Here is a 26,219-nt window from a genome sequence, read left to right on the forward strand (position 1 = left end):
GGGTGTATCTGGATGCGGAGCGCGGAAGCGGATCAGTGCGCCGGAGTCAGCGTCGTTGCGCGGCGGCGATACAGTGCGAACGTCGCCATCAGCGCGCATGCAGCGGCAAAGCTCATCCAGTAGCCAGGTGCGGCCTTGTCGCCCGTCATGTGGATGAGCGCCGTGGAGATCGCCGGCGTGAAACCGCCGAACACCGCCGTCGCGAGGCTATAGGCGAGCGAGAAGCCCGCGACGCGTACTTGTGCCGGCATCACTTCGGTCAGTGCGACGACCATCGCGCCGTTGTAGATGCCGTACATGAACGAGAGCCAAAGAAGCGCGAGCAGCATGTTGAGGAAGCTCGGCGCGTGGGCGAGGAGCGACAGCGCCGGGTAGGCAGTCGCGATGGCGAGCACCGTCATCGCGACGAGGAGCGGCCGGCGGCCGAGCTTGTCGGACAGAGCGCCGCCGATCGGCAGCCACACGAAATTCGACACGGCGACACACAGCGTAACGAGCAGACTGTCGGCGGTGCTCAGGTGCAGAACGGTCTTGCCGAAAGTCGGTGCGTAGACGGTGATGAGATAGAAGCTCGCGGTGGTCATCGCCACCAGCATCATGCCTGCAATCACTACGGTCCAGTTCTGGACCAGCGTGCGGAACACCTCCTTCATGCTCGGACGATGCTGGCGCGCCTTGAACTCCTCGGTTTCCTGCAGGTTACGACGCAGCATGAAGATGAACGGCACGATCATGCAGCCGACGAAGAACGGAACGCGCCATCCCCAGGACGCGATGGTAGCGGCGCTCATCGACTGGTTGAGCGCGAAGCCGAGGGCTGCGGCCACGACAATCGCGACCTGCTGGCTCGCGGACTGCCAGCTCGTGAAGAAGCCCTTGCGGCCCGGCGTGGCCATTTCGGCGAGATACACCGAGACGCCGCCCAGTTCCGCGCCCGCCGAGAAACCTTGCAGCAGCCTGCCGATCAAGACGAGCGCCGGCGCCAGCAGGCCAAGCGTTGCGTAACCCGGCACGAACGCGATCAGGATGGTGCCGCTCGCCATGATGGAGAGCGTAACGATAAGACCTTTGCGGCGACCGACGTCGTCGATGTACGCGCCCAGCACGATTGCGCCCAGCGGTCGCATCAGGAAACCGGCGCCGAAGACCGCGAACGTCATCATCAATGAGGCGAATTCGCTGTCGGCCGGGAAGAAGACCTTGGCGATCTGGGTGGCATAGAAGCCAAACAGGAAGAAGTCGAACTGCTCGAGAAAGTTTCCGGCCGTTACGCGGAAAACCGCCGCGGCCTTTGAACGGCCCGACGAAAGGGTAGAGGGCGAGGGGTGCATCGTTGTCTCCTGAAATCCCGAAAGATGCTGTGGTTCCGCTCTTTGTGGATTCGCGAATATTGGCCCTTGCCCGGCAAAACGATAAGTGCAATCTTTTTAACGATTGATGTCCATTGGTTATCAATCGGCGCTGTGCCGGCCCTGCCTGGGCAAGCTGCGTGGTCGCGGCGCAATTCTGCGATCATTGCTGACAATCTGAACTGCTGGAATGAGCATGGAACTTCGGCATCTTCGTTATTTCATTGCTGTTGCTGAGTTGCGCAGCGTACGGGCGGCGTCCGAGCAGCTGCACGTCACGCAACCTGCAATTTCCCGCCAGATACAGGATCTCGAAGACGCCATCGGCGCCGCGCTGTTCGAGCGCACGCCGCGCGGGCTGAAGCTGACGCCCGCCGGCGATGCGTATCTCTCGGAAGCACGCGAGATCCTTGCGCGTGTCGATGCCGCCAACCGGCTGGCGCGGCGCATCGCATCCGGCGTGCAAGGTCACCTGCGCATCGGTTTCGTTGAAAACGCCGTGTGGAGCGGGCCCGTTTCGAGCGCGTTGAGCGCTTTCGAACAGGCAGCACCGAATGTCGCCCTCGAACTCACGCCGATGAACACGCCCGAGCAACTCGACGCGCTCGCCGCGGGACGGCTCGACGGCGGCTTCTGCTATCGCTTCGGCGCGTTGCCGGAAGGCATCGCGAGCCTGCATGTGCTCGATCAAGGCGTGGTGCTTGCCGTGCCGCAAGCGTGGCCGCACGGCAGCGCAGGCGCGGTCAGCGCACATGAACTCTCCGGCAGGCCGTTCATAGCGTTCCCGCGCCGCGTCTATCCCGCTTACTACGATCGTCTGCTGTCCGCCTGCGCCGAGCGCGGGCTCACGCTCGATATCAGACAGGAGGCGTCGACGGAAACCGCGATACTTTCACTGGTTTCGGCAGGGATGGGCGCGGCCATCGTCAATGCCGCGAATCGCGACAGGCCGCCCGCACGAGTGCGTTTCGTCGACTTGCTGGACCTGGAGATTTCCTTGCCGCTTGAATTCTGCTTCGTCGCACATGAGGCGGCGCACGCAGCGAATCCCACGCTGAAGCGTTTTCTGGACCTGCTGACATAGCGACCGGCAAGCGATGCCTGCAAGGCATCGCCAGGAGCAGAAAACGGCATTGGCCGGACGTTTTTTCGTCGCCGATAGTAAAGGCACCCCAAGCTCTTTACTGTTCGCGCCATGTCCACTTCTGCTTCGCTCATCGCTACCGATATCGACTTCGAACGCTCCGGCTTCCAGACCGGCACACTGCGTCTGCCGTATTCGCACGACCGCTCGGCATACGGTCACGTGCCGATCCCGCTTGCCGTGCTCAACGCTGGTGCTGGTACGGGCCCGACCGTTCTCCTGACGGGCGGCAATCACGGCGACGAATACGAAGGACCGGTCGCGCTGATGAAGCTGATGCAGCGCATGCCGTCGATGACCATACGCGGTCGCCTGATCGTGATACCGGGTCTGAACTTTCCAGCCTTCGTCAACGGCACGCGCACGTCGCCGATCGACCGCGGCAACCTGAACCGCCTGTTTCCTGGTGCCCGAAATGGCCAGCCGACGGAAATGATCGCGCACTACGTCGAAAGCGAACTCCTGCCACGCGCCGATGTCGTGATCGACCTGCATGCCGGCGGCGCGTCGTTCGAGCATGCGCCCACGCTGCTCGCGTCGCCGCCTGCCGACGGCGAGCGCCACGCGTTGTATATGGACCTCGTGCGCGAGTTCGGCGCGCCGAACACGATGATCATGGACCTGCTCGGCGAAGACCGCACGTTCGCGGCCGCAGCCGAACGGCACGGCAAGCTTTTTCTGTGCGGCGAGTTCGGCGGACATGCGGGCTGCGACGCCGCGAATCTGGCGATTGTCGAAAGCGGCTTGCAGCGCGTGTTGGTCCGGCTCGGTGTGGTCTCCGACACGCAGCCGGCACCGGCCGGCAAAACGCGCTTTCTACGTGTAGAAGGCGCGCGTGCATACGTGTATGCGCCGCTTGCGGGTGTATTCGAACCCGCGTTCAGACTCGGCGATCAGGTGCGCGAGGATCAGCTGGCGGGGCGTCTGTACGATCCGCACCGCCCGTGGCAGGCGCCGGCCGATATTGCGTTCCGCAGCGACGGCATGGTCATTTGCATGCGGACCTTTGCACGGGTGGAACCCGGCGACTGCATCGCGCTACTCGCTGCACGAGCCAACGCCGATTGAGCCAAGTCCATCAACGCCGGAGACCGCGCATGAACGTTCACCCTGTTTCGACCCAACCCGCCGATGTCGTTGCACATACCGGGTCTTTCGATAGCGTGCGCCATCCCGTGTATGTCGTGCTGCTGTTCTTCGTCTGTTTCGCATTTTCGTATCTGGACCGCCAGGTCGTCAGCATTCTCGTACAGCCGATCAAGCAGTCGCTCGCGCTTACCGATACGCAGATCGGCCTGCTGCAAGGATTTTCATTCACGATGTGCTACGCAACGGCAGGTGTGTTCGTCGCGAGGCTCGTCGATCGCGGCAACCGCGTGAAACTGATCGCCGCATGCATCGCGATCTGGGCGATCTCGACAATGGCGTGCGGCTTCGCGACCAACTTCACGGAACTGCTGCTCGCCCGCGCCGGAACGGCGGTTGCCGAGGCCGCCTTGAGTCCCGCGGCGCTGTCGATCTTCAGCGACATCTTTGCGCCGCGCCGCGTCGCACGCGCGAGTAGCGTGTTCATGCTCGGGCCGTATGTAGGCGGCGGCGCCGCGCTGTTCGGCGGCGGTATGTTGTTGTCGGCGGCAGCTGCGGGCGACGGCAGCGCGTGGCTCAGCGCACACGGCTTTGCGCCGTGGCAAGCGGTGTTTGTTGCCGTGGGATTGCCCGGCATTCTGCTGGCCGCGCTCGTCGCGTTCACGGTTCGCGAACCGGCGCGGCTCGAAACCAGCATGCGTGGAGCGCAGGCGCAGAACGAGATGCCGTCGCTGCGCGACGTACTCGCCGAACTGTTCGTGCGCAATCGCTTCTGCCTGCCTTACTTTGCGGCCTACGTCGCGCTGATTACGCTGTTCTACTCGCACGCCGCATGGTTCCCGACCTTGCTGATGCGCCATTTCCACCTCGCACCGAAAGCCGTTGGACAGATGGCGGCACCTGCGTACATGGTCGGCGGTATTCTAGGGGTGGCATGCGCGGGAATGCTCGCAACGCGCGTCACCGACGACACCACCTTGCGCAAAGTGCTCGGCTTCTCCGCGTGCGCCGTTGCCTTGCTGGTGCCCGCCGCGATCGCGATGCCGCTCGTCGCGAGCAGCAGCCTTGCCATCGTGCTCTATGGCGTCAGCGCTTTTGCCGCCAGCATCGCAATGGGACTTGCACCCGTGCCGTTGCAAATCGCCGTGCCGAACCGCATGCGCGGCCGTTCGCTGGCGCTGCTCGTCTTCATGACCAATGCGATCAGCGGCGGCGTGGGGCCGCTGTCGGTTGGCTATCTGAACGAACGGCTGGGACACACGGAAACGAGTCTTGGAAGCGCGCTGGCGATGGTCGGTGGCGTGTCGGCGCTCGTCAGCGCGTTACTCTATGCAGTGGCGACCCGGCGCGTTCGCGCTGCGACGGCCGAGTGAAACGCGCACTGACACACATACTAAAACCTGCATTCGAACCGAAGAGAACGGATTGCCATGAAACCCGCCTCACAAGTCCATCACGTCGGCGCCGCGACCATCACGCGGGTCGATGAAACCGGCTTCGCGCTCGCGCCGAACCTGTTGTTCCCGGCGTGGAGCGATGAAGATGGTCAGGAGCTCGAGGAACGCTTCGCCACCGAAAGCCTGGATCTCACTAACGCGCGAGTGCCGTTGAAAACGCATCTGTGGGTCGTGGAAGTCGGCGGGGTGACGATGGTCGTCGATACGGGCATCGGCAATGGCAAGTCCCGGCCGTTCAGCGCGCTCTTCGACAAGCTCGATAATCCCGTGCTCGAACGCTTCGAATCGGCCGGCTTCAGGCGCGAGGATATCGACTACGTGCTGCTCACACATCTGCACGTCGATCACGTCGGCTGGAATACGCATTGGCAGGACGGTCGATGGACGCCCGTGTTTCCGAACGCGACCTACGTATTCGGCGAGCGCGAACGCGACTTCTTCGCTACTCCGGAAGGCGCATCGCGGCGGATGGTGTTCGACGACAGTGTGCTTCCGGTCATCGCGTCCGGTCAGGCGCGTGCCGTGCCGGATGCAGGTGCGGAGATTCTCGACGGCATCCGCTTCCTGCCGACTTTCGGCCATAGCATCGGTCACATGGCCATCGAGCTCCGTTCGCGTGGCGAGACCGCGCTTTTTTCCGGCGACGTGATGCACAGCGCGGTGCAAGTGCATCGGCCCGAATGGAATTCAATGTTCTGTCTCGATCAGGAGCAGGCCCGCGCTTCACGCGAGCGTCTGCTCGCACATGCAGCGGACACGGGCGCGACGGTGTTTGCCGCGCATTTTGCCGAGACATCGGCGGGGACCGTGCGGCGCGTCGAAAAGGGTTTTGAATGGCGCTATGGGTGAGGGCGGGGACACCGCAGCGCGCGAAGTATGGCGTCCCTTCCGATCACGGAATCTCTCGTGCCGATCGCCTTGAAGCTGGCGACGCCGACGCAGAACTGGTGAAAGCCAATCATGAGCGATAAAGAACAGCGCGAAGCCAGCCGGCAGAAACCGATATTGCCATCAGCTTGAAACTACTGCCGTATTCACCGCTTTCAAAGCCGCGATAAACCTTGAACCGTTTTCGCAGGCAACTATGCTGTAAATGAGCCGGAGTGCAGTGCTTAAAGAGCTTCCCGCTCGAATCGACCGCCCCGCAGGACGACGGTCAACATGGGCTAGCGCTGACGCGGCGGCCCGGAACCGCAACGGTGTACATCATGCGTTCTGCTCGTTTCTGGACGGTGGCAGGCCTCTTTGCGCTGTGCGCATGGAGTACGGTTTGCGCCGCAGCTGGACCGGCAACCAAGGCTTCGGCTGCGTCGTCGCCGTCCGTGCCTTCCAAACCGGTGCCTGCGAGCCCGCCGCGCCGGATCGATCTGACAAACAAGCCGTGGCGCGGCGATTTCGACGCAATGCTCGAACGCCGCGTGATCCGCGTGCTCGTACCTTTTAGTCGTACGCTGTATTTCAATGACCGGGGACGTGAACGAGGATTGAGCGCAGATTTCGTGCGCGATTTCGAACGGTACGTCAACAAGACCTACGCCGATCGACTCGACAAGCGCCCGATCACCGTGTTCATGATTCCGACGACGCGCGATCGGCTGCTGCCCAGCCTCAACAGCGGCATGGGCGATATCGCCGTTGGCAACCTGACCGTCACCGACGAGCGTCTGAAACAGGCCGACTTCGTCACGGCGCGCGCCCTCAAGCCAACCCGTGAGCTGGTACTGACGGGGCCGAAATCGCCGGAATTGTCGAAGCTCGACGATCTAAGCGGAAAGACGGTTCACGTGCGCCGCTCCAGTAGCTACTACGAAAGTCTGAATGCACTTAACGGCCGCTTCCAGAAAGCCGGTAAGCCGCCGATGCGGCTTGTGCTGTTGCCGGATGCACTCGAAGACGAAGATGCGATGGAGATGCTGAACGTCGGTCTGCTTCAGATCCTGGTGGTGGACGACTGGAAGGCGCGGATGTGGGCGCAGATGCTGCCGAATGTGAAGGTGCACGACAACATGTCAGTGCGTGAGGGAGGCTATGTGGGTTGGGCTATTCGCAAACAGAGTCCCAAGCTCAAAGCTGTGATCAGCGATTTTTACGACAATTTCATCACGAAGCAAAGCGTCGCTGAGGTTCGCCTCAAACAGTATATGCAAGGCATCAAGCAGATCCATAACAATGCTGAGAGTGCCGAACTCAATCGCTTCAATCAGACGGTGGCCTTATTCGCGAAGTACGGCCAGCAATACGGCTTCGATCCGCTCATGCTCGCGGCCCAGGGTTATCAGGAGTCGCAGCTCGATCAGCAGGCCAAGAGCCGCGTGGGAGCCGTCGGCATCATGCAATTAATGCCGGCCACAGGTAAGGAACTTAATGTCGGCGACATCCGGATAACGGAGTCGAATATTCATGCCGGCGCCAAGTATCTCGATCGACTCATGACGCGTTACTTCCAGGACGCGCACTTCTCCGAGGTGGACCGCCCGCTGTTCGCCTTCGCGAGCTATAACGCCGGACCCGGAAGCATCGCGAAGATGCGCAAGGAGGCCGCGGCCCGCGGCCTCAACCCGGACGTCTGGTTCAACAACGTCGAGATCGTGGTGGCAGAGAAGATTGGCATTGAGACAACCACGTACGTGCGAAACATCTACAAGTACTACGCGTCGTACCGCCTGCTGATGGACGCGCAGGCGCAGCGAACCCGCGCGGAGCAGCAACTGGGCCGCCAACCTTGACGTTCGGTGAACGCCTCGCGGGGTTGCTTCGGGCCTGCTCAACCTCGTTGCGTACCGGTGACTACTTCGCGACGACGCCGAGTTGCTGCAGGAAGGTCAGATTGTCTTCGAGATGCCAGTTGTCTGTGATCTTGCCGTCGCGAATGCGGTAGATGTCCGTTGCGATGAAATCGACTGTTTGGCCTTTGCCCTGAGTGCCGTTGAAGGTGCCGGTGAAGTGACCGGTGAAATGTAGATGCGTCACGACGCGATCGCCGGCCACGATCATCTGCTCGACCGACGCCTTAACGTCGGGCACGGCCGCATGGAACGCCCTGGATGCTGCGAGCGGTCCGGCGATGCCTTGCGGACGGCCGGGCGGCAATGTGCGATCGGTGAAGTTCTCCGCCAGCGCGGCGCGGGCCTGCGCTTCGTCGCCGGTGGTCCAGAAGGTATCGTAAGTCCGAGCGGCGCGAATCTGCGCATCGAGCTGCTTCTTCGGAAGCGTGTGATCGACAATCAACGTTTGCGGCTTTACGAGGTGGTCGTCAGCAGCGGACGTCGCGGCTGCGGTCGCAGGCAATGCGGCGGCAAACAGCATGACGGCCGAAGCAGCGAAAGCGGCACCGACTTGCGAAACGAACGGGAAAGCGCGGGACATGATTGTTCTCCGGATGTGTTGGTTTGGTGAGAATCGGTTTTGAGTTGCTCGGTGGCACGGAGCGCTGCGAACCGGATGCATTCTCCATTCAGCAGGGCCTTGTGATAATTGGTCTAGGGCTTGATTGTTTTTCAACCAGAACTGAATAATTTTTCGCCTCGAGAAGGCGCAAAAAGCATAGGTATCGGCATGCATCGGCGACACGGGTGTCTATTCTTCAGACACTACGACCAACGCGGTGTCAGGTCAGCTCTGCAGTCGTCGTCAGCCATTCCGCGCCTCGCGCGGAATGGGGGACTGACATCTCCAACCTACCTCGGCCCGCACGGACGCAATGCGTCGCCGGCAGTCAAACGGACGCCTGTGGCTCGGCATGGGCAGCTGGTCAATAGATGGCGAACGCCTGGCGGCAAGCGCATGGACCTCGCATGAAGCAAATGCTTCGGTGAGAATCGTTTCAGCTGTTCACCTTAGGGAGGTCAGCGATGAAATGCTCCATTCGTGCAAGGCTTATCCGGTCTGCGTGGATCATGCTGCTTGCCGTACCTTATGCAGCATGGGCGCAATCTCAAACAATAGTCACGATCGCTGGCACTGGGGTGCAAGGGTACGCTGGCGACGGGGGGCAGGCTACGTCAGCACTCATTGCTCCAGAGGGTCTGTCTGTCGACCACCACGGCAACCTGTTTGTTGCCGAACCGGTGAACCATGTGGTCCGGCGTATCGACCACGCCACCGGGATCATCACCACCTTCGCGGGCACCGGTCAAACGGCCTATAACGGCGATGGGTTGAAAGCAACAGCGACAAACCTCGACTATCCACAAGGTGTAGCGGTCGGACCAGACGACGATGTATATATCGCCGATTATGGGTCGACCAGCCGCATCTTGCGCGTCGATCATCACACGCTGACGATTCACACGGTTGCCGGAGGAAGCCAACGTGGGTTCTCCGGAGACGGAGGGCCCGCAAGTGCTGCGTTGATCAACGCGACGGACATCGCCTTCGATCGCGACGGAAACCTCGTCATCAGCGATTCTGGCAACGAGCGCATTCGGCGCGTCGATCGACGCACCGGCATCATCGCGACAGTGGTGGGCGGTGGCATAAATGGAGCGGGTCCGGCCAGCGGCCCCGCGGCGGAAGCCGGCTTCCTCTACTACATCACGACGGCGTTCAACCGGCGCAACGACATGTTCTTTGCCGACGCTGGTCTTAACACCGTTCGCGAACTCGACAGACAGCGTCAAACATTTACGACAGTCGCGGGGGTCTATCCGGGGACGACAGGAGTAGCTTTTCAGGCGGGCTACAACGGTGATGGACAGCCTGCCACGCAGGCGCTACTTAACTATCCATCGCATATTGCGGCCGATTGCGCAGGAACGCTAACAATCAGCGATAGCGCCAATTACCGCGTGCGGCAGGTAGACCGGGAGACGGGAACCATTGAGACTATCGCCGGCACGGGTACGGCGGGCTACTCGGGTGACGGAGGTCTCGCCATTCAGGCTATGCTCATGCAGCCACGGGGCCTCGCGTTCGCGCGTGACGGTGCCCTGTATGTCGCCGATGGTCTCCGGATTCGCAAGATTGCCGGGCTGCCGGGCCATCATCGCTGGGATTGCCGCGACAACCGTCGCTACGGTCTTGACCGCGACGGTCGTGACGATGACGACAACCACAACCACTGAGGAATCTTGACCGGCCGAGATTCGCTGTACGCCGCTAGCTGCAGTCGGTCAGTTTTTAGCCGCTCGCTCGAGTCGTAGGGCGGCTACTCGAAGGGTGCCGCGGGGGGCGGCACTTGTTGCCTTGGTCCGTCTTCGCGGATCAGCGCAATTCGAGCCACAGCGGTTGATGATCGGACGAGCGGCTATTCTGGTCCACGTCACAATCCACGATGCGCGGCTTCAGATCTTCGGTGACAAAAACAAAATCGCATGCGAACGGTCCGTCGGACCATTGCTCGTGATCATACAGACCGACTGTGGCAGCCCGCGGGGTGCCGGGGTGCGCGCAGGCCCATGCGTCGGCGAAGGCGGGCGCGCCTGAAATCGGCTCCAGCATCCTGCAATAAGCAGAACTTTCGAACGCGCTGTTGAAATCGCCGCACACGATGGCAGACATAGGACGTGCCGTGTCGGCGAAGGGACTGTCCAGTTTTTCCGCTTGCGCGGGACGGCGCGCATGGTCGCACGCTTCCTGATGCAATTCGTGCAGCCTCGTCACTTGCGCCAGCCGCTGTGCCTCGGAATAGAACTCAAGATGAGTGCTGATGGCGCGCAGCGGGCCAATATCGGTTTCGATAACGGCTTCGAGAGCGACACGCAGCATCGACGGCTTGGCGGGGTCGGCCGGCCACGGGAGCGAATGACGCAGCACCTGCTTGACAGGCAGTCGGCTCACGATTGCATTGCCGAACTGACGCCGCTGTCGTGCTGGCCCGATAGGCGGAAGATCGGAACCGATCGCATCGACCACCGTCGCGTCCGGCAGCAACGCGGCGAGTTCGGCGAACTGGTCGGCAGAGGGGCCGCCTGCCAATCCGCCCTGCGTCTGTCCCTCATGAAAGCCGCGCGTGACTTCCTGAAGGCACAGGATGTCGAAATCGCACAGCGCCTTTGCCTCGCGCACAATGCGGGCGAGGTCGACGCGGCCGTCTACACCGCGTCCCCACTGAACGTTCCAGTCGACGAGACGCATGATGTCCTCCTGCAGAAGCCATGACTCACAGTTTACTGCGGCGGCGTCAAATGGATAAGCCGTTAGTGCCCAGGAAACGACAAAGTGTTTGCCTGGTTGCGAGCGCGCCTGCCTCATAGACGTCAAGCAAGATGCATGATTCAAAGCAACCGGTACGCGAGTCGCGCGGCCGCTCTCGCGGTGCGTCTGTCCTGATCGAGCGTCGGGTTGTACTCTGCGATATCCGACGCGCGGAGCTTGCCCGAAGCCCGCACGCGCAGCACCATCGCTTCAACCACCGATAGCGGTACGCCCAGCGCAGCGGGTGCCGACACCCCCGGCGCCGTGGCGGCCGGCAACACGTCGAGATCGATTGTCAGATATACGTCATCCGCCGCGTCCAGCAACTTCTGAAGCTCATTCAGACGCTGCGGCAGTTGCGTTTCCTGCATATCGACGTCTAACACATAGCGCACGCCGAGTCGCTCCGCATGCGCGAATAGCGACGCAGTATTGCCGAGATCGCTGATGCCGAAGCACACATAGTTGAACGACACCCCTCGTTCCTCACAGTCAAGCGCGATCTGATCGAACGGCGTTCCGGAATTCGCAGGACGCTTCTGACGCAGATCGAAGTGAGCGTCGAAGTTGATGATTAACAACTTGCGCGATATGAGCAGCGTGGCTTGATTCCCGGCTTCACGCTGCTGATGCAGTCGTAAACCGCTATACGTGCCCCACGCGACCTCATGACCGCCGCCGAACACCAACGGGCGTGCGCCGCTCGCCAGCACCTCGCTGACCACGTGGGCCAGTTCCGCCTGCGCGGCTTCGAGGTCGCCGTCATCGCACACCACATCGCCTGCGTCGGCAAGCGCGGCGATCGCCGCTTTGGCCGGCAAGCCTGCCAGCACACGGCGCAATTCCTTGGGCGCATGCGCTGCGCCGATCCTGCCTTGATTGCGGCGCACTCCTTCATCAGAACTGAAGCCCACGATCACCGGCACATCGCGCTGCACCTGCTGCGCGCTACCGAACGGCGTCACCTGATTGAAAACACGCCGCGTGTCGCCGGGCTCGCCGTCGTCGGAACGGCCTGCCCACACCTTGCCATCAAATGGGACTCTCATGCGCGTGACAACACCGCCTGCAGGAATGCGCGTGTGCGCGGCTGCGATGGCGCAGAGAAAATCTCCGCGGGCGGTCCTGCTTCGACGATCACACCGCCGTCCATCACGACCACCACGTCGGCCACTTCCTTCGCGAAGCCCATTTCGTGCGTGACGACCACCATCGTCATGCCTTCGCTCGCGAGCAGTTTCATCACTTGCAGCACTTCGCCGACCAGTTCGGGATCGAGGGCAGACGTCGGCTCGTCGAACAGCATGACCCGTGGCTGCATCGCTAGCGCGCGAGCAATCGCAACCCGTTGTTTCTGACCGCCCGACAGACTCGCCGGCATCACATCCGCCTTGTGCGCAAGCCCGACTTTCTCCAGCAACGCGATCGCAGCCGCTTCGGCCTGCGCCTTGCTGGCGCCACGCAACATGCGCGGACCCACGGTAATGTTATGCAGCACCGACAGGTGCGGAAACAGATTGAACGACTGAAACACCATGCCGACTTCGGTGCGCAGCGCATTCAGCGAACGCTCCTTGAGCATCGCACCCTGGTCGACTAGCCGATGCCCACAAATGTCGATCGTGCCGCGTTCTGCCTGTTCGAGTCCGTTACAGCAGCGTAGAAATGTACTCTTGCCCGAGCCGCTCGGCCCGATCACCACCACGACCTGCTGCGGATGGATATCGAAATCGATGCCGTTGAGCACGGTATGCGAGCCGAACGATTTGGTCAGCCCGCGAATGCTGACGATAGGCTCATTGACTTTGGCCACGGTATTCATTGCACCATTCCTCCAGCACGCAAGCGGCGTTCGACGCGATGCAGCGCGTAATTAGTCGCCTGTGTCAACACCAGATACACCAGCGCGATGGCGAGATACACCTCTAGCGAACGATAGGACACGCTGATGATCTTCTGGCCTTCATGCATCAGATCGTCGATTGTCAGCAGCGACACCAGCGCCGAGTTCTTGATCAACGCAATGAATTCGTTGCCGAGCGGCGGGATCATGCGCACGATCGCCTGCGGCAGAATGATCGCGCGCATCGCCTGCCCGGACGACATGCCGATCGAACGCGCCGCTTCCATCTGCCCGCGATCGACTGACTGAATCGCGCCGCGCACGATCTCGGATACGTAAGCCGCCGAATACAGACCGAGCCCCAGCATGCCGCACAAAAACGCCGGCAGCAGAATGCCGAATTGCGGGAGGCCGAAAAACAGCAGGAAGAGTTGCACGAGCAACGGCGTGCCGCGGAAGAACGTCAGGTACGCGGTGCAGAACCCGTACACGATGCGCCGCTGCGGCGTGAGCCGGCCGATGCCGATCAACAGACCAAGCACGCAACTGAGCGCGAGCGACGCGGCGGTCACTTCGACCGTCACTATCGCGCCGTGCATGATGTCCGGCCAACCGGCAATCACCGGCGAGAAGTCAAGTTCCATTTGGTTTGTCCGGCCGTTTATTGCGCACTCGCGCCGAACCACTTCTTGACGATCGCCGCATACGTGCCGTCAGCCTTGATCTTGGCTAGCGCGGTGTTGAGGTCTGCCTTCAACTGCGGCTCGTCTTTGCGCACGGCGATGCCGTAGGCTTCAGTTGTCAGCGTTTTGTCGAGTACGCGGAAGCCGGCCCGCGTTTTCGCAACTTGATACGCAGCTGGCTTACCCGTCACAGCAGCGTCGGCCCGGCCGATGCCTACCAGGTCGAACATTTCCTGGTTCTTCTCGACCTCGACGCGATTGATTTGCGGGAAGTTATCGCGCAGGAAATTCACCGACTTCGTGCCCACCTGCACTGAGACTTTCTTGCCGTTCAGATCGGTTACCGTCTTGACCGGTGAATCGCTTTTGACCAGCACGGCCAGGCCCCCCGCGTAGTACGAATCGGTGAAGTCGACCACTTTCGCGCGCTCGTCGGTAATGTAGATGCCGGAGATCGCAGCGTCGAAACGATGCGCGATCAGACCTGGAATCAGCCCTTTGAAGTCAATGTCGGTCCATTGCACGCGTTTGCCCATCGCTTTCGCGAGCGCATTCATGAGGTCGACGTCGAAGCCGGTGCGCGCGCCGTTCTCGGTGTACTCCATTGGCGGGAAAGTGGCGTCGGTGGCAACGTTCAGTACATCCGGCGTTTGTGCTGACGCCGCGCCGGGAAATCCGCCAAACGTCACGGCGAACGAGATGCATGCGAGGGACAACAGTCGTTGCAGCTTCATGGAGTAGGCTCCTTGTGGTTTTATCAAGTCGTGCGGTTAAGTCGAGACCCGAATCGAAGGACGAAGTTGAAAAACGCTTCGTCCCGTTAGTCGGTTTGCATATGCTCGGAAATGGCGCGGGCCGTACGTAGCGTCCCGTCGATGAATTGGGTTTCTCGTCCGATGGCGCGCGTCGATGGCGCCATCAACGTGATCGACGCGCCGCTACCGGTGCCGCGTCCGCTGTGATGAAAGATCGGGGCGCTGACGCCCCACACGCCCGGGTCGACTTCGCTGTCGCTGACGGCGTAACCCTGCGCTCGAATCTGTTGAAGTTCTACTTCGATCGCGGCGCGGCCGACGGGGTCGTTGTCGAACACGATGTCGAGCACTTCGGCGCGCGCCCTGCCGGCCATGAATGCCAACAGGCATTTCGCCGAGGCGCCCGCCTTGAGAGGCACGGCGCGGCCTTTCTCGAACGAGCAGCGCAACGAATGCTGGCTGTCGACCATCTCGAGACACATCACCTGATGCCTGACCGCGACCACCAGCCCAATGCTTTCCTGCGACGCGCGCGCGAGCTGCTGCATCTCACTGCGGCTCGCTTCGACGAGCAGTGAATTCACATCGAAGCCAAGCGCGAGTTGCAAGCTGATCGGACCGGGCGCGTAGTACCCGGCGTTTTCGGCGACGAAACCCCAGCGCTTGAGCAGCGCGATCTGACGGTACAGCGTGCTCTGCGCAAGCCCGGTTACGGCCAGCAGATCCTTGACCGACATCGCCTTGCCATGACTGGCGAGCGCGGCCAGCACCAGCAACACGCGTTCAGCCCCTGTCACACCCTGTTCAACGTTCACGATTACGCGGCCCACGACCTATCAAGAACGCAGAATGCCAGATGATTCTCGAATTTCAAAAATCATATTCCCACTCAATGGGAACAGTAGGGCAGGGATTTCCCTTGGGGCGGGCATCGGGGCGTGCCAATCGTCGTGCCTACTACTCCGCCGTAAAATAGCTTCGCCTGTTACAGCGAACGGCACGAGGCGCTATGCAAACCCGTACACGGTTCGTTACCGCAATATTGGCGGTGCTCGTCGCGATTGCGGTGCTCTTTTTCCCATTGCCGCGGCGGATCGAGTTCGACACGCGCATCGTTACCGTTGCGTCGATACAGCGCCCGCCCTCGGTAGTGTTCGACTATGTCACGACGCCGGCTCACTGGCCCCTCTGGCATCCGTCATCGCTCGCGGTCAGCGGATCGGTAGACCATTCCCTCGATGTGGGCGAGCAGGTGACGGAGGAGTTCAGGGTGGCGGGGAGGCGCGGCCGCGTTGTATGGACAGTCGCTGCACGTGTTCGGCCGAGCAAATGGGTGATAACAGGCAAGATCGACGGCAGATCGGCCGGCACAGTCACTTATTCGCTGACATCGACCGTGAGCGGAACCCGTTTTGAACGTGACTTCACTTATCGCGCGCCGTCGTTATGGTTTGCGATATTGAACTGGTCCGTGCTGCGCGCGCGGATTCAGTCTGAATCGGATACGGCAGTCCTGCGACTCAAAAGCCTTGTGGAAGCGTCACCGCAGCAGTAGCGACGTTGCTCGACTGGCGTGACGACCTGCGGTGTCACGACCGGACTGAATGCTGGCGTGCAAGCCTGCCAGCCTCATTCCCGCCTCCTCCCACTACCTGTCTCCCGTCAGCAAACTCACGCGCAACATCCGTTGGCCACCACGCAACACAATTCCGCGCCGGCATGCAGCGCGGTCCTCTGCACGCCCGCTACATAAGGTACTGGGCGCAATGGCACGGTCGATGCGTAATAAACACCACCCAGTCGTGCACTTACCAACATCCGTTGAATCGAGGTGCGTCATGTCGAGTGTGCAGAGCCAACGTCGACCAGTGAACTGGCGAAGCCGGCCTTTTCGCGTGGGCGGCCGTTCAAAGCGCCATACGGCACGGCGCGACTTCCCGGTGGGATTGGTGCCGTTCGGATTGCGGGCCGCCGGCTTCATCGGACGAGGCCCGAAACAATTGTGGCCGTATGTTTTGCCGTGGGTTTTCGCGGTGCTCACCATCGGTTTTTTCTGCCTCGTCGTGCGCGGCGTACTCACGCGGCAATTGCTGGTGCCGCCCGTCGAAACGCCGCAGTCGCTGGTGGAACGCGGCTATACATCGCACTTTCTCGCGGAACGCATCATGTCTTCGATGCGAGCCATCGGTCAGGACGCCGAGTCGATTCCGCACGACACGATGACAGACAACGACGCACAACCGGACATTCAGATACCCGGTCAGGAGATGTCGTATGCAACCACCGTGCGCTTCATCAAAGGCGTCATCAAGCGCACGGACGTGGTCGTTCATGTCGGCATCACAAAGGTCAACGGCAGCGCGGATTCTTACGTGGCGCATGTGCAGATTGAAGGCGGTCCGTTTAATTCCCGCGAAAGCACCGTGTCGTTCGAAGGACGCGATCTGGAGAAGTTCGTACACGACATCGCAGTCAAAGCCATGCGTCTTGCGGAGCCGAATATTCTCGCTAGTCATCTCTACTCGCAAGTGCAGAAAACCAGGTGTTCGCTCGCGCAATGCGACTACGGTGAGATCGTCGCGATCTACGACGAAGTGCTCGCACTGCCCGCCTCCGAGCAAGGCGAATGGGCGCTCGCCGGCAAAGCGTGGCTGCTTGCCGATCAGGGGCTGTCCAAAGAGGCCGAGCAGCAGACACGTGAGGCGCTGACCTTGTACCAGCATTCAGCGGTGCTGCACGCAAGCCTTGGCATTGCACTCGAACAGCAGCATCGAATCGACGACGCACTTGAAGCCTTGCGAGCCGGCGCGAGCGAGAAATCGAAGACGGCGGAAAACTTGCGTCTTCTCGGCGACGTGCTGTTGCACGCGAATCGCTATTCCGAAGCCCTCGATGCGTTCAAGCAGGCAGACCGAATGAAGTCAGACTCTGTCGACAACCTGCACGATTGGGGCGAAGCACTCGTCACTGTCGGCCGCTACGACGAAGCCATCGAAAAACTCTCGCGCGCCGTCGCACTTCGCCCAGATCTGGCGCCCTCCTACGCGGAATGGGGCCGGGCACTGGATCGCAAGGGCGATCTGTCCGGCGCGTCGCGCAAATACGCTCAAGCGTTGCAACTCGACGCCGGGACTTTGTCGGTGCGCGAAAGTCATCTGGCGCGGCTCGCCAGAGCGGCGCAGGGAGGCGATCGCCCAGACCCGTCGAAGCCCAATGACGGAGTCAGGCCTGTTGCGATTCCGCCCGCCTCGCTTGCGTTGCAAACCGCGTAACGAATAGCCGGCCATGAAGATGGCTTAGTCCCGCAGTACCCACCCGTTGCAGTAACACACCTGGTTGAATGGGAGATGTTCGATGGACAGTTTCGACGATGCGTTCAGGGCCCTGATTGGTAGTGAGGGCGGTTACTCCTTCAATCCGCATGACCCTGGCGGTGAAACGATGTGGGGTGTCACGGCGCGCGTGGCACGCAGCGCGGGCTATGCGGGCGCCATGAAAGACCTGCCGCTCGATACCGCCAGACAGATTGCCAAACAGAAGTATTGGGACCCGCTGCATCTCGACGAGCTCGACCCGCGCGTTGCCTTCCAGATCTTCGACGCCAATTACAACGGCGGCCTCGTGGTGTTGTGGATGCAAAAAGCTTCCGGCGCGAAAGAAGACGGCAAGTTCGGCCCGGACACACTCGATGCAGTCAAAAGCGCGGACCCGCTGAAGTTCGTCATGCGCTTCGCCGCTTATCGCTTGCGTTACCTGCGCAACCTGCATGCATGGCCCAATTTCAGCCGTGGATGGACCGAACGAATGGCCGCTAATCTTCTCCTGGGAGCAGCATGATGGACTGGTCTAAAGTAGCGTCGAACATCGGCAGCAGCGCACCGCTTCTCGCGGGCCTCGTGGGTGGTCCAATCGGTGTGGGCGTGACCGCCGCCGCCGCGATCATTTCGCATGCGCTCGGCACGCCGAGCGACCCCGGCGTCGTGGAACTCGCGTTGAACGATCCCAGCGCACTCGAGAAGGTCCGGCAAGCCGAGAACGCAAACTCGTTGCAGCTCCAACAGTTGATGGTAACTGCCGCCCAGGCGAGCCTCGCGCATGAAAGCGATATGGCGCGTATTCAGGCTGCCGATCGGGCCGACGCGCGCGCAATGGGAGTCAGCACCAAGGACTGGGTACCCAAAGTCCTTGCGATGGCGGTCACCGCCGGCTTTTTCGGCATTCTGCTGCTGATGGCCTTTCAGCCGCTGCCGGGCACGAACAAGGATCTCGTCAACGTCGTCGTCGGGGCTTTGGGTACGGCGTGGATCAGCATCATCGGCTACTACTTCGGAACATCGGTGGGATCGATGCGAAAGACCGAACTCCTCGCCAAGCCCAGCGTGCCGATCACCGCGGACAGCGCGCTTACGCTGCGCGAGCCGGCAACGGCTTCAGCGGCGCGGCCACAAGCGGCGCCGGCTCCGTCGCACAGCGAGGCATTCCAGCAATTCACACCGGGTGGACAGGGCCCGATTTACTCGGGCAGCTGACGCTGCGCGTAATGCTCTTCGATGCCTCGTGCGAGTTGCGTGACGAGCCGCGTCATGGCCACCTGTGTCCGCCATGCAACATGCGGCGTCACGATCAGATCGGTGCGCGCGCGGGACAGCAGCGGATGATCGGCCGCGGGCGGTTCCTGCTCGAGGACGTCGAGCGCGGCATTCGCGATCAGCTTGCGGTCGAGTGCCTCGATCAGCGCCCCTTCGTCGACAATACCGCCGCGTGCGGCGTTCACGAGTGACGCGCTGCGCTTCATTTGCTCGAATTCTGCGAGACCGAACAGATGCCGCGTTTCGTCGGTAAGCGGGCAATGCAGGCTGATCGTATCGGCCTCACGCAGCACCTCGTCGAATGCCACATAGCCGTCGCGCACGCACCTCGCGCGCTTGCGCTCCGCGAACAGTACCCGCATGCCGAACGCGCCGGCCAGTTCGGCAAGACGCTTTCCACCGTGACCCGCACCGACGATACCGAGCGTCGATCCGTGCAGATCCTGGATCGGATGCAGTTCGGCGTAGAACGTGGGTGATCCGCTCCATCCGCCAGCATAAACATCGTGCCAATAAGGCATAAGGTTGCGGCGGAGCGCCAGCATCAACGCGAACGCGTGCTCGGGCACGGAAATCGTCGAATAGCCCGGACACGCGACGATGCCGATGCCCCGTTTGCGACATGTTTCGGTATCCAGATGATTGACGCCCGCAGCCGGGACGCCGATCAGTTCCAGATGCGGCAACTGCTCGAGCACATCGCCCGACAGTGGAACCTTGTTGGTCACGACGATATGCGCATCGCGGCAACGCTCCACCACATGTTCCGGCGTCGTAGACGGATATTCGATCCAGCGATGCGGAAACGGAAAATCCGGTAGATCGGCCGACAGCGTCGCGCGGTCCAGAAAGACGATGGTTTTCAACGAGCTGCTCCACTTCATTAACGTTCGGACGAGCTCGTGGACACAGTGTCGAGCATGCGTTTCTTTCCGGTCTGCACGTGGTTCTCGAAAGCCTCCGCAGCCGCGTCGGCTTGACCCGCGAGCAGCGCCTCGAAAAGTTCGCGGTGTTCTTTCGAGGAGCGCTGCATTTGCGTGAATGAATACACGCCCTTGTGAATGTAGAGCGTCAGCTCGTCTTCGACGGCCTGATTGATCGTGATCAGCCGCGGATTCTTGGTCGCCGCCATTAACTGACGGTGGAACTCGGTGTTCAGGGTCTGATACTGACGGCTGTCGCGCTCGGCCACGGCCGCGTCCATCTGGTCAAGGAGGAGCCCGAGCAGATGCTCCTCGTCGGTCGTCAGGCGCAGCGCGGCGAGGCGTCCCGCCGTGCGTGCGAGTCCGGCGCGGATTTCGTAGAGGTCCATTGCCTCTTCTAGCGACAGCCGCCGCACTTCCGCGCCCCGGTTCGGCACAATGCGAACGAGCCCCGCCTGTTCAAGCGAGCGTAGCGCCTCACGCGCCGAATTACGGCCGACGCCGATCTGATTCGCGAGCGCCTGCTCGTTCACGCGTTCACCGGGGCGCAACTCCCCCCGCTGGATCATGGCGCGCACCTGATCGCGAATGTCGTCGAGTTTCGACGCAATCACCTCCGGTGCGCGGGCGTTCACCTTGCTGTTCTGTGCACCATTGAGCGCGCTTTTCATGACGATTGCCTTATCTGTGCCATTTTTTGCTACCTATTTTACGTACAGAAAACCTACCGATACCCATGGAACCAGCACTATCACGACGAGGGCTGCCGCCAATGCCCCCAGATACGGCCAAACGCGGCGCATCGCGGCGGACGGGTCGACCTTGCTGACCGCGCACGCCGCATAAAAGCCAAGGCCGAGCGGGGGGGCGAACAGGCCCAGTCCCATCGCGAACACCACGACCATTGCATAGTGCACGTCCGAGATGCCCATCGCGCGCGCGATCGGGAACAGTAGCGGCCCGAATAGTACGATCGCCGGGATCCCTTCAAGAAAGCTGCCGAGCATCACGAACGTAATCGCGGAGATCGCCAGGAAGCCGAGCTTGCCCCCCGGCGCAGCCATCATCATAGAGGCGAGTTGCGCGGAGAAGCCTGACTGCGTGAGCGCCCATCCCATCGCGGTCGCACACCCGATGATGATCAGAATCGCGCCGGACAGCGACGCCGCTTCCACCAGAATAGGATAGAGCCGGCTCCAGTCGAAGCGGCGATAGAGTAGCAAACCCACCACACAGGTGTAAGCCACGCCGATTGTCGCCACCTCCGTCGCCGTCGCGATGCCTTCCACGACGGCCGCCCGAATCACGAAGGGCAGCGCGAGCGCAGGCAGCGAGATCAGGAATGCGCGGCCGACCTCGCCCCAGGAGGCCCGTTGCACGCCTTGCAGGCTTTCCCTACGGCTCTTGAACCAGACCACTGCCGCGAGCGCTACCGCGCCGACCACGGCGGGCATGAAGCCGCCTGTGAACAGCGCCGCGATCGAAACTCCCGTCACCGAACCGATCGTTATCAGCACGAGGCTGGGCGGAATGGTTTCCGACATGGCAGCCGCCGAACTGAGCATTGCGACCAGGTCGCCTTCGTTTGCGCCGCGCTTTTTCATTTCCGGGAACAGGCCGGGCGCGAGCGCGGCCATGTCCGCCACCTTCGAGCCGGAGATGCCGGACACGAGGTACATAGCGCCGATTAGCACGTAGGCGAGGCCGCCACGCTTGTGTCCGATCAGCGAAGCGAGGAAACGGATCATCGCTTCGGCAAGTCCCATCGCTTCCATTAGTGCGCCCAGCAGGATGAACAGCGGGACGGCGAGCAGGATCAGGCTGGACATTCCCTGATTCATCGTGCTCACAACAATGGTCAACGGTGCGCCCGTGACGGTTGCGAGATAAGCAAACGTACACACGCCGAATGCGACCATGATCGGCACACCGAGACAGATGATCGTGATCACGCCGACGGCGAAAAACAGGACCAGACTCAGCGCGGTCAGTGGCGCGAGCGCTTGCCGTGCGATGTAAAGCGCAATGGCAACACCGGCCACGAGCGCGAAAGCCTTCAGGCAATCGCGAAGCGACGAGCGCTCGAGCAACCGCGTAATGGCGAGCACGAGCATCAGCGCAGCCGCCACGGGAATCGCGGCCGCGGGGATGGTATTGGGCAGCTCGAGCGCCGGCGTGCTGATGATCCATTCGTTCATCGCCCAGTCGGTAGCCGGTCGAACCAGCAGCAGCACGAAAGTCATCACGATGAAATTTCCGACCGTCTCCGCAAACGCACGATTTTGCGGGGACATTCTGTCGACAAACATCGTCAGTCGCATATGTTCGCCGCGGCGCAGCGCCACCACTGCGCCCAGCATCGACAGCCAGATGAACAGGATCGACGCAAGTTCGTCACCCCAGATCAACGGATCCTGCAACACGTAGCGGCAGAAAACGTTGGTGAGGAGCAGCACCACTTCGGCCACCAGCAGCAACGCAGCGGGCACTTCAGTGATCCACTTGATGGCCGTATCGAGTGTGCTGCCGACACGCACGACCTTCGATGCCGCATGTCGTTCCTTCGGCGCGCCCATGTCGTGGGCGAACACCTGCTCGGGATGAACTCGGGAAGTCATGACTCGTTCTCCAGAAACTCTTCGGTGGTCCGCGCTCATGCGAGCTTCTGCGTGTACTTCTCGAGCAACGCCCAGGCTTCATCGCCGTATTTCTTGCGCCACTGGTCATAGAAGCCGGCCTTTTGCAGCGAGGCGCGGAACGGCTGGATGTCGGGCTTGTTGAACGCCATACCGTGCGATCGCAACGTTTCGACGAGCGATGTGCTCAGTGCGGCGACGTCCGCCCGTTCAGCCACCGCGGCCGCATTCAGGTGTTTTGCCACAATGGTCTGCAAGTCCGGCGGCAGGTTGCCCCACGAACGCGCGTTGGCAAGGAACCAGAAGCCGTCCCAGATATGGCCGGTCAACGAGCAGTACTTCTGGACTTCATAAAAGCGGCCGGTTTCGATCAGCGCGAGCGGGTTTTCTTCCGCGTCGACCACCTTGGTTTGCAATGCCGAATAGGCTTCGCTGAAGTTAATGCTGGTCGGCGACGCGTCGAGCGCCTTGAACATCGAGGTCCAAAGAGGGCTGACCGGCACACGGATCTTCAGGCCCTTGAGGTCGGTCGGACTTAGCACCGGCTTGACCGAACTCGTGAGATGGCGAAAGCCGTTGTCCCACGGTTTTTCCATCGCGATGAGCCCCACCTTCGAAACCGCCCTGCGGATGTAGCTGCCGAGGTCGCCGTCCATCGCCGCCCACACCTGGTTGTAGTCCTTGAACGCGAAGCCGATGCCGTTGATCGCGGAGACCGGCACGAGCGTCGACAGCACCACGCCACCTTGAGTGAGAAAGTCGATGGCCCCCGAACGGACCTGCGACAGCATATCGGTATCCGTCCCCATCTGACCGTTCGGGAAAATCTGCAAGTCGACGCGGCCGCCGGTTTCTTTCCTGATGGCGTCCGCCGCTTCTTTTGCGCGGACATTGAGCGGATGCGACAGCGCCAGGTTGTTCGCGTACTTCAGCTTGAACTGCGCGGTCTGGGCGCACGCCAGCGATGGAAACAAACCGGTCCCGGTTGTCGCCACCGCGGCTGCTCCAAGGGTTTGCAGAAAGGTACGACGGGAATACGAACTCATTTTGTCTCGCTCCATAGGAAAGGGAGGGCTGCATGACGCGTTCGGCGGCGCCGCGGCGTTCTTTTTAGCGATCCGTCGGTTTCGCAAGTGCATGCGACGGATCGTATTTCGCTGACACACACTCTAAAAGTGTTGACACTTAGCTGTCAAGGTGTTGATATAAGAAAAAGAGTGCATGCACTGAAACACCGGGAAAGCACCTGGAAGATGGGTGGTCCGTGATACTTATCAGGAGGAGGCAATGGAACTAGAAGGGCACTACCGCGAGCACGGCATGCTGATCGCCGGTCGCTGGCAGTCTGCGACGGCTGACAACGGGCAGGTCTCGATCAATCCGGCGACCGAAGAGCGGCTGGGCTATATGCCGCTGGCCACGCCGGCGCAGGTCACTGAGGCCATCGATGCCGCGACCGAAGCTTCAGCCGCAATGCGCAAGCTCACGCCGTGGGAGCGCACAGCACTGCTGCGCCGAGCCGCAACGCTCATCCGCGAACGCGCGCCGCAGCTCGCACGAATCGTGGCACTGGAAACCGGCAAACCGATCGCCCAGGCCACTGGGGAAGCTAACGCGTCAGCTGAGTCGATCGACTGGTTCGCCGACGAAGCACGGCGCGTGTTCGGCATGTCATACGAAAGCCGCGTCAAGGGCGGACGGTATCTGGTGCATTACGAGCCGCTCGGTGTGGTCGCCGCCTTTACGCCGTGGAATTTCCCGTTGTTGCTGCTGGCCCGCAAGATGGGACCGGCGCTGGCCGCGGGCAATGCGATCGTGATCCGGCCGTCAAACGAAGCGGCCGGGGCGACGATGGGCCTGGTGCGCTGCTTCGTCGACGCCGGGTTTCCCGAGGGCGCGGTCAATCTGGTGATCGGCAAAGCCGACGCAATTACGCCGACGGTCATGGCCGATCCACGCGTGGCGAAGATCAGCTTCACCGGCTCGGTGCCCATCGGTCGTCAGATCGTCGAGATGTCCGCGAAAACGCTCAAAAAGGTCACGATGGAACTCGGCGGCCATGCGCCCGTGATCGTGCATCGCGACGCAGACATTGATGCTTTCGCGCATCTCGCATCGCTGGGCAAGTTCCGCAATGCGGGCCAGGTTTGCGCGTCGCCGACGCGGTTCTATATCCACGAATCGATTTTCGACAAGACTGTGAAAGCGCTGGTCGAGCGCTCGACGGCGCTACGCGTCGGCGATCCGCTGCAGCAGAACACCGACCTCGGTCCGCTGACCACGTCGAAGCGCCGCGAGGCGATCGAACGCCTCGTCGACGAAGCCGTGAGTGAAGGCGCCAGCGTTCTATGCGGTGGCCGCCGTCCATCGCAATTCGGCCGTGGCTGGTTCTACGAGCCGACGCTCATTTCTAACCCCGCCCCGCACATTGGCCTGATGAACGACGAGCCGTTCGGCCCGGTCGGCACTCTCAACCGGTTCACGACGATGGACGAAGTCATCACCGAGGCGAACCGGCTGCCATTCGCGCTTGCGGCCTATGTCTTTACGCGCTCGATGCGCAACACGCTGGAAACAACCGAGCGCTTGCAGGCTGGCGTCGTCGGTGTGAATACGTTCGTGGCGTCGACGGCGGAGACGCCATTCGGCGGCAGTAAGGACAGCGGGTTTGGACGTGAAGGTGGTCCGAACGCGATCCGCGACTACCTGGACACCAAATTCATCAACCTCGAACTGGCTAACGACGAGCCGCTCGACGCAACCGCCTGAATGGAATCCATCATGCAAACCATCAAGAACCACGCAAAAGCACAATTGGCCGCAGGTGAATTGGCACTCGGCATGGGGCTGCGCCAGGCTCGCACTGTCGACATCGCGCAGATCGCGCAGACGGCCGGCTTCGACTGGCTGTTCATCGATATGGAACACAACTCCATGGACATCGACACCGCCGCGCAGATCTGCGCGGCGGCCCTGGTGGGCGGTGTGACGCCGATCATCCGCGTGCCGGGCCATGAGCCGTTCCACGCCACACGACTGCTCGATACCGGCGCGATGGGCATCGTGGTGCCGCACGTCAGTACGCCCGAACAGGCCATGCAGATCGCCAATATGTGCCGCTTCCCGCCGGCGGGCGGTCGGTCGATCCCGGGCATGCTGCCGCAGGTCGGATTCCAGGCTCTCCCGATCGCCGATGTGGTTCGGGCGATCAACGACGAGGTGCTCGTGGTGGCAATGATAGAAACCCGCGAAGGCCTCGAGAACGCCGACGCGATCGCGGCGGTGCCGGGCATCGACGTGCTGCTGGTCGGCACGACCGACCTTGCGGCGGATCTGGGTATCACTGGACAACTTGGCCATACGCGTGTGGCGGCCGCCATCGACGCCGTGTGCGCCGCATGCCATCGGCACGGCAAGGTACCGGGCGTGGGCGGCGTGTACGACGAAGCGCTGATGACCGCCTACGTGCAGAAAGGCGCGCGTTTCATTCTCAGCGGCTCGGATCTCGCGTTTCTGATGACGGGGGCGAAGTCGCGTTCGCAAATGTTGCGTGCCATTCCGCTCGGGCAGGCAGAAGAAGTCCTGGCGCAACGCAAGGTGTCCTGATCGGACAAGGAGG

At 61.7% G+C, this 26,219-nt stretch carries 24 protein-coding genes; 12 read left to right on the forward strand and 12 right to left on the reverse strand.

What is annotated here, in order from left to right; genetic code table 11:
- Window positions 1-32: 32 nt before the first annotated feature.
- Window positions 33-1,331, reverse strand: a complete 1,299-nt coding sequence (gene tcuC, locus H281_RS0117210; RefSeq protein ID WP_020068383.1) for an MFS transporter — start codon at window positions 1,329-1,331, stop codon at window positions 33-35.
- A gap of 214 nt (window positions 1,332-1,545) precedes the next feature.
- Here tcuC and H281_RS0117215 point away from each other — a divergent pair, with 214 nt between their 5' ends.
- The 5 genes from H281_RS0117215 (at window position 1,546) to H281_RS0117235 (ending at window position 7,762) form a co-directional block, all read left to right on the forward strand.
- A complete protein-coding gene (locus H281_RS0117215) occupies window positions 1,546-2,433 on the forward strand; it encodes a LysR family transcriptional regulator (RefSeq protein WP_020068384.1) in 888 nt (295 codons plus the stop codon).
- Window positions 2,434-2,544: 111 nt separating this feature from the next.
- Window positions 2,545-3,561 carry a succinylglutamate desuccinylase/aspartoacylase family protein gene (locus tag H281_RS0117220; protein WP_020068385.1) on the forward strand — a complete coding sequence of 339 codons (1,017 nt, stop codon included), beginning with the start codon at window positions 2,545-2,547 and terminating at the stop codon, window positions 3,559-3,561.
- Between the two features lie 29 nt (window positions 3,562-3,590).
- On the forward strand, window positions 3,591-4,952 hold the full coding sequence (locus H281_RS0117225) for an MFS transporter (protein WP_020068386.1): 1,362 nt from the start codon (window positions 3,591-3,593) through the stop codon (window positions 4,950-4,952).
- A 57-nt stretch (window positions 4,953-5,009) separates the two neighbouring features.
- Window positions 5,010-5,885 (forward strand): MBL fold metallo-hydrolase, encoded by an 876-nt coding sequence (locus tag H281_RS0117230; protein ID WP_020068387.1) that lies wholly within the window; start codon window positions 5,010-5,012, stop codon window positions 5,883-5,885.
- Between the two features lie 359 nt (window positions 5,886-6,244).
- A complete protein-coding gene (locus tag H281_RS0117235) occupies window positions 6,245-7,762 on the forward strand; it encodes an MltF family protein (protein ID WP_027804690.1) in 1,518 nt (505 codons plus the stop codon).
- Window positions 7,763-7,823: 61 nt separating this feature from the next.
- Here H281_RS0117235 and H281_RS0117240 read toward each other — a convergent pair whose 3' ends face one another.
- Window positions 7,824-8,402, reverse strand: coding sequence for an ester cyclase (locus H281_RS0117240; protein WP_020068389.1), 579 nt, complete (start codon window positions 8,400-8,402; stop codon window positions 7,824-7,826).
- A gap of 485 nt (window positions 8,403-8,887) precedes the next feature.
- Between H281_RS0117240 and H281_RS0117245 the strand changes: the two genes are divergently transcribed.
- Window positions 8,888-10,099, forward strand: a complete 1,212-nt coding sequence (locus H281_RS0117245) for an NHL domain-containing protein (protein ID WP_027804691.1) — start codon at window positions 8,888-8,890, stop codon at window positions 10,097-10,099.
- A gap of 139 nt (window positions 10,100-10,238) precedes the next feature.
- Here H281_RS0117245 and H281_RS0117250 read toward each other — a convergent pair whose 3' ends face one another.
- From H281_RS0117250 to H281_RS0117275, 6 genes are all read right to left on the reverse strand, one after another.
- Entirely contained in the window at window positions 10,239-11,111 is an 873-nt protein-coding gene (locus tag H281_RS0117250; protein WP_020068391.1) for an endonuclease/exonuclease/phosphatase family protein, read from the reverse strand.
- Between the two features lie 140 nt (window positions 11,112-11,251).
- Complete coding sequence (gene hutG, locus H281_RS0117255; RefSeq protein ID WP_027804692.1) at window positions 11,252-12,220, reverse strand: formimidoylglutamase; 969 nt, start codon at window positions 12,218-12,220, stop codon at window positions 11,252-11,254.
- Window positions 12,217-12,993, reverse strand: coding sequence for an amino acid ABC transporter ATP-binding protein (locus H281_RS0117260; RefSeq protein WP_020068393.1), 777 nt, complete (start codon window positions 12,991-12,993; stop codon window positions 12,217-12,219). Before H281_RS0117260 ends, hutG begins: the two co-directional genes overlap by 4 nt.
- Window positions 12,990-13,658: an amino acid ABC transporter permease gene (locus H281_RS0117265; RefSeq protein ID WP_020068394.1), complete on the reverse strand. Its 669-nt coding sequence runs from the start codon at window positions 13,656-13,658 to the stop codon at window positions 12,990-12,992. The genes H281_RS0117260 and H281_RS0117265 overlap by 4 nt, the downstream gene beginning before the upstream one ends.
- 17 nt (window positions 13,659-13,675) lie before the next feature.
- A complete protein-coding gene (locus H281_RS0117270) occupies window positions 13,676-14,431 on the reverse strand; it encodes a transporter substrate-binding domain-containing protein (protein WP_020068395.1) in 756 nt (251 codons plus the stop codon).
- An 86-nt stretch (window positions 14,432-14,517) separates the two neighbouring features.
- Complete coding sequence (locus H281_RS0117275; RefSeq protein WP_027804693.1) at window positions 14,518-15,267, reverse strand: IclR family transcriptional regulator; 750 nt, start codon at window positions 15,265-15,267, stop codon at window positions 14,518-14,520.
- Window positions 15,268-15,461: 194 nt separating this feature from the next.
- On the opposite strand from H281_RS0117275, the gene H281_RS0117280 reads away from it, so the two are divergent.
- From H281_RS0117280 to H281_RS0117295, 4 genes are all read left to right on the forward strand, one after another.
- Window positions 15,462-16,007, forward strand: coding sequence for an SRPBCC family protein (locus H281_RS0117280; RefSeq protein WP_020068397.1), 546 nt, complete (start codon window positions 15,462-15,464; stop codon window positions 16,005-16,007).
- Window positions 16,008-16,290: 283 nt separating this feature from the next.
- Window positions 16,291-17,724, forward strand: a complete 1,434-nt coding sequence (locus tag H281_RS0117285) for a tetratricopeptide repeat protein (RefSeq protein ID WP_027804694.1) — start codon at window positions 16,291-16,293, stop codon at window positions 17,722-17,724.
- Between the two features lie 82 nt (window positions 17,725-17,806).
- The gene (locus H281_RS0117290) at window positions 17,807-18,289 is read left to right on the forward strand and encodes a glycoside hydrolase family 108 protein (RefSeq protein WP_020068399.1); all 483 of its coding nucleotides are present in this window, start codon (window positions 17,807-17,809) and stop codon (window positions 18,287-18,289) included.
- The gene (locus tag H281_RS0117295; protein ID WP_020068400.1) at window positions 18,289-18,981 is read left to right on the forward strand and encodes a hypothetical protein; all 693 of its coding nucleotides are present in this window, start codon (window positions 18,289-18,291) and stop codon (window positions 18,979-18,981) included. Before H281_RS0117290 ends, H281_RS0117295 begins: the two co-directional genes overlap by 1 nt.
- On the opposite strand, the gene H281_RS0117300 is transcribed toward H281_RS0117295, so the two are convergent.
- The 4 genes from H281_RS0117300 to H281_RS0117315 all read right to left on the reverse strand — a co-directional run bounded on the left by H281_RS0117300 (window position 18,966) and on the right by H281_RS0117315 (window position 23,646).
- Window positions 18,966-19,907, reverse strand: coding sequence for a D-2-hydroxyacid dehydrogenase (locus H281_RS0117300; RefSeq protein ID WP_123282690.1), 942 nt, complete (start codon window positions 19,905-19,907; stop codon window positions 18,966-18,968). The genes H281_RS0117295 and H281_RS0117300 overlap by 16 nt on opposite strands.
- A 17-nt stretch (window positions 19,908-19,924) precedes the next feature.
- A complete protein-coding gene (locus tag H281_RS0117305) occupies window positions 19,925-20,635 on the reverse strand; it encodes a GntR family transcriptional regulator (protein ID WP_020068402.1) in 711 nt (236 codons plus the stop codon).
- 33 nt (window positions 20,636-20,668) lie between these two features.
- Window positions 20,669-22,540, reverse strand: coding sequence for a TRAP transporter large permease (locus H281_RS0117310; RefSeq protein ID WP_084690130.1), 1,872 nt, complete (start codon window positions 22,538-22,540; stop codon window positions 20,669-20,671).
- Between the two features lie 77 nt (window positions 22,541-22,617).
- Window positions 22,618-23,646 (reverse strand): TRAP transporter substrate-binding protein, encoded by a 1,029-nt coding sequence (locus tag H281_RS0117315; protein WP_033379586.1) that lies wholly within the window; start codon window positions 23,644-23,646, stop codon window positions 22,618-22,620.
- 241 nt (window positions 23,647-23,887) lie between these two features.
- Between H281_RS0117315 and H281_RS0117320 the strand changes: the two genes are divergently transcribed.
- Together H281_RS0117320 and H281_RS0117325 are read left to right on the forward strand one after the other, a co-directional pair.
- A complete protein-coding gene (locus H281_RS0117320) occupies window positions 23,888-25,369 on the forward strand; it encodes an NAD-dependent succinate-semialdehyde dehydrogenase (protein ID WP_020068405.1) in 1,482 nt (493 codons plus the stop codon).
- Between the two features lie 12 nt (window positions 25,370-25,381).
- A complete protein-coding gene (locus H281_RS0117325) occupies window positions 25,382-26,206 on the forward strand; it encodes an HpcH/HpaI aldolase family protein (protein ID WP_051121002.1) in 825 nt (274 codons plus the stop codon).
- The last annotated feature ends 13 nt before the right edge of the window (window positions 26,207-26,219 follow it).

The organism is Paraburkholderia caledonica (genome assembly GCF_000383275.1).
In the GTDB taxonomy this organism is placed as follows: domain Bacteria; phylum Pseudomonadota; class Gammaproteobacteria; order Burkholderiales; family Burkholderiaceae; genus Paraburkholderia; species Paraburkholderia caledonica.

What these genes read in the sequence shown, in the direction of transcription:
- tcuC (WP_020068383.1), bottom strand. Translation starts at nt 1,331, where the DNA reads ATGCACCCCTCGCCCTCTACCCTTTCGTCGGGCCGTTCAAAGGCCGCG.
- H281_RS0117215 (WP_020068384.1), top strand. Translation starts at nt 1,546, where the DNA reads ATGGAACTTCGGCATCTTCGTTATTTCATTGCTGTTGCTGAGTTGCGC.
- H281_RS0117220 (WP_020068385.1), top strand. Translation starts at nt 2,545, where the DNA reads ATGTCCACTTCTGCTTCGCTCATCGCTACCGATATCGACTTCGAACGC.
- H281_RS0117225 (WP_020068386.1), top strand. Translation starts at nt 3,591, where the DNA reads ATGAACGTTCACCCTGTTTCGACCCAACCCGCCGATGTCGTTGCACAT.
- H281_RS0117230 (WP_020068387.1), top strand. Translation starts at nt 5,010, where the DNA reads ATGAAACCCGCCTCACAAGTCCATCACGTCGGCGCCGCGACCATCACG.
- H281_RS0117235 (WP_027804690.1), top strand. Translation starts at nt 6,245, where the DNA reads ATGCGTTCTGCTCGTTTCTGGACGGTGGCAGGCCTCTTTGCGCTGTGC.
- H281_RS0117240 (WP_020068389.1), bottom strand. Translation starts at nt 8,402, where the DNA reads ATGTCCCGCGCTTTCCCGTTCGTTTCGCAAGTCGGTGCCGCTTTCGCT.
- H281_RS0117245 (WP_027804691.1), top strand. Translation starts at nt 8,888, where the DNA reads ATGAAATGCTCCATTCGTGCAAGGCTTATCCGGTCTGCGTGGATCATG.
- H281_RS0117250 (WP_020068391.1), bottom strand. Translation starts at nt 11,111, where the DNA reads ATGCGTCTCGTCGACTGGAACGTTCAGTGGGGACGCGGTGTAGACGGC.
- hutG (WP_027804692.1), bottom strand. Translation starts at nt 12,220, where the DNA reads ATGAGAGTCCCATTTGATGGCAAGGTGTGGGCAGGCCGTTCCGACGAC.
- H281_RS0117260 (WP_020068393.1), bottom strand. Translation starts at nt 12,993, where the DNA reads ATGAATACCGTGGCCAAAGTCAATGAGCCTATCGTCAGCATTCGCGGG.
- H281_RS0117265 (WP_020068394.1), bottom strand. Translation starts at nt 13,658, where the DNA reads ATGGAACTTGACTTCTCGCCGGTGATTGCCGGTTGGCCGGACATCATG.
- H281_RS0117270 (WP_020068395.1), bottom strand. Translation starts at nt 14,431, where the DNA reads ATGAAGCTGCAACGACTGTTGTCCCTCGCATGCATCTCGTTCGCCGTG.
- H281_RS0117280 (WP_020068397.1), top strand. Translation starts at nt 15,462, where the DNA reads ATGCAAACCCGTACACGGTTCGTTACCGCAATATTGGCGGTGCTCGTC.
- H281_RS0117285 (WP_027804694.1), top strand. Translation starts at nt 16,291, where the DNA reads ATGTCGAGTGTGCAGAGCCAACGTCGACCAGTGAACTGGCGAAGCCGG.
- H281_RS0117290 (WP_020068399.1), top strand. Translation starts at nt 17,807, where the DNA reads ATGGACAGTTTCGACGATGCGTTCAGGGCCCTGATTGGTAGTGAGGGC.
- H281_RS0117295 (WP_020068400.1), top strand. Translation starts at nt 18,289, where the DNA reads ATGGACTGGTCTAAAGTAGCGTCGAACATCGGCAGCAGCGCACCGCTT.
- H281_RS0117305 (WP_020068402.1), bottom strand. Translation starts at nt 20,635, where the DNA reads ATGAAAAGCGCGCTCAATGGTGCACAGAACAGCAAGGTGAACGCCCGC.
- H281_RS0117310 (WP_084690130.1), bottom strand. Translation starts at nt 22,540, where the DNA reads ATGGGCGCGCCGAAGGAACGACATGCGGCATCGAAGGTCGTGCGTGTC.
- H281_RS0117315 (WP_033379586.1), bottom strand. Translation starts at nt 23,646, where the DNA reads ATGAGTTCGTATTCCCGTCGTACCTTTCTGCAAACCCTTGGAGCAGCC.
- H281_RS0117320 (WP_020068405.1), top strand. Translation starts at nt 23,888, where the DNA reads ATGGAACTAGAAGGGCACTACCGCGAGCACGGCATGCTGATCGCCGGT.
- H281_RS0117325 (WP_051121002.1), top strand. Translation starts at nt 25,382, where the DNA reads ATGCAAACCATCAAGAACCACGCAAAAGCACAATTGGCCGCAGGTGAA.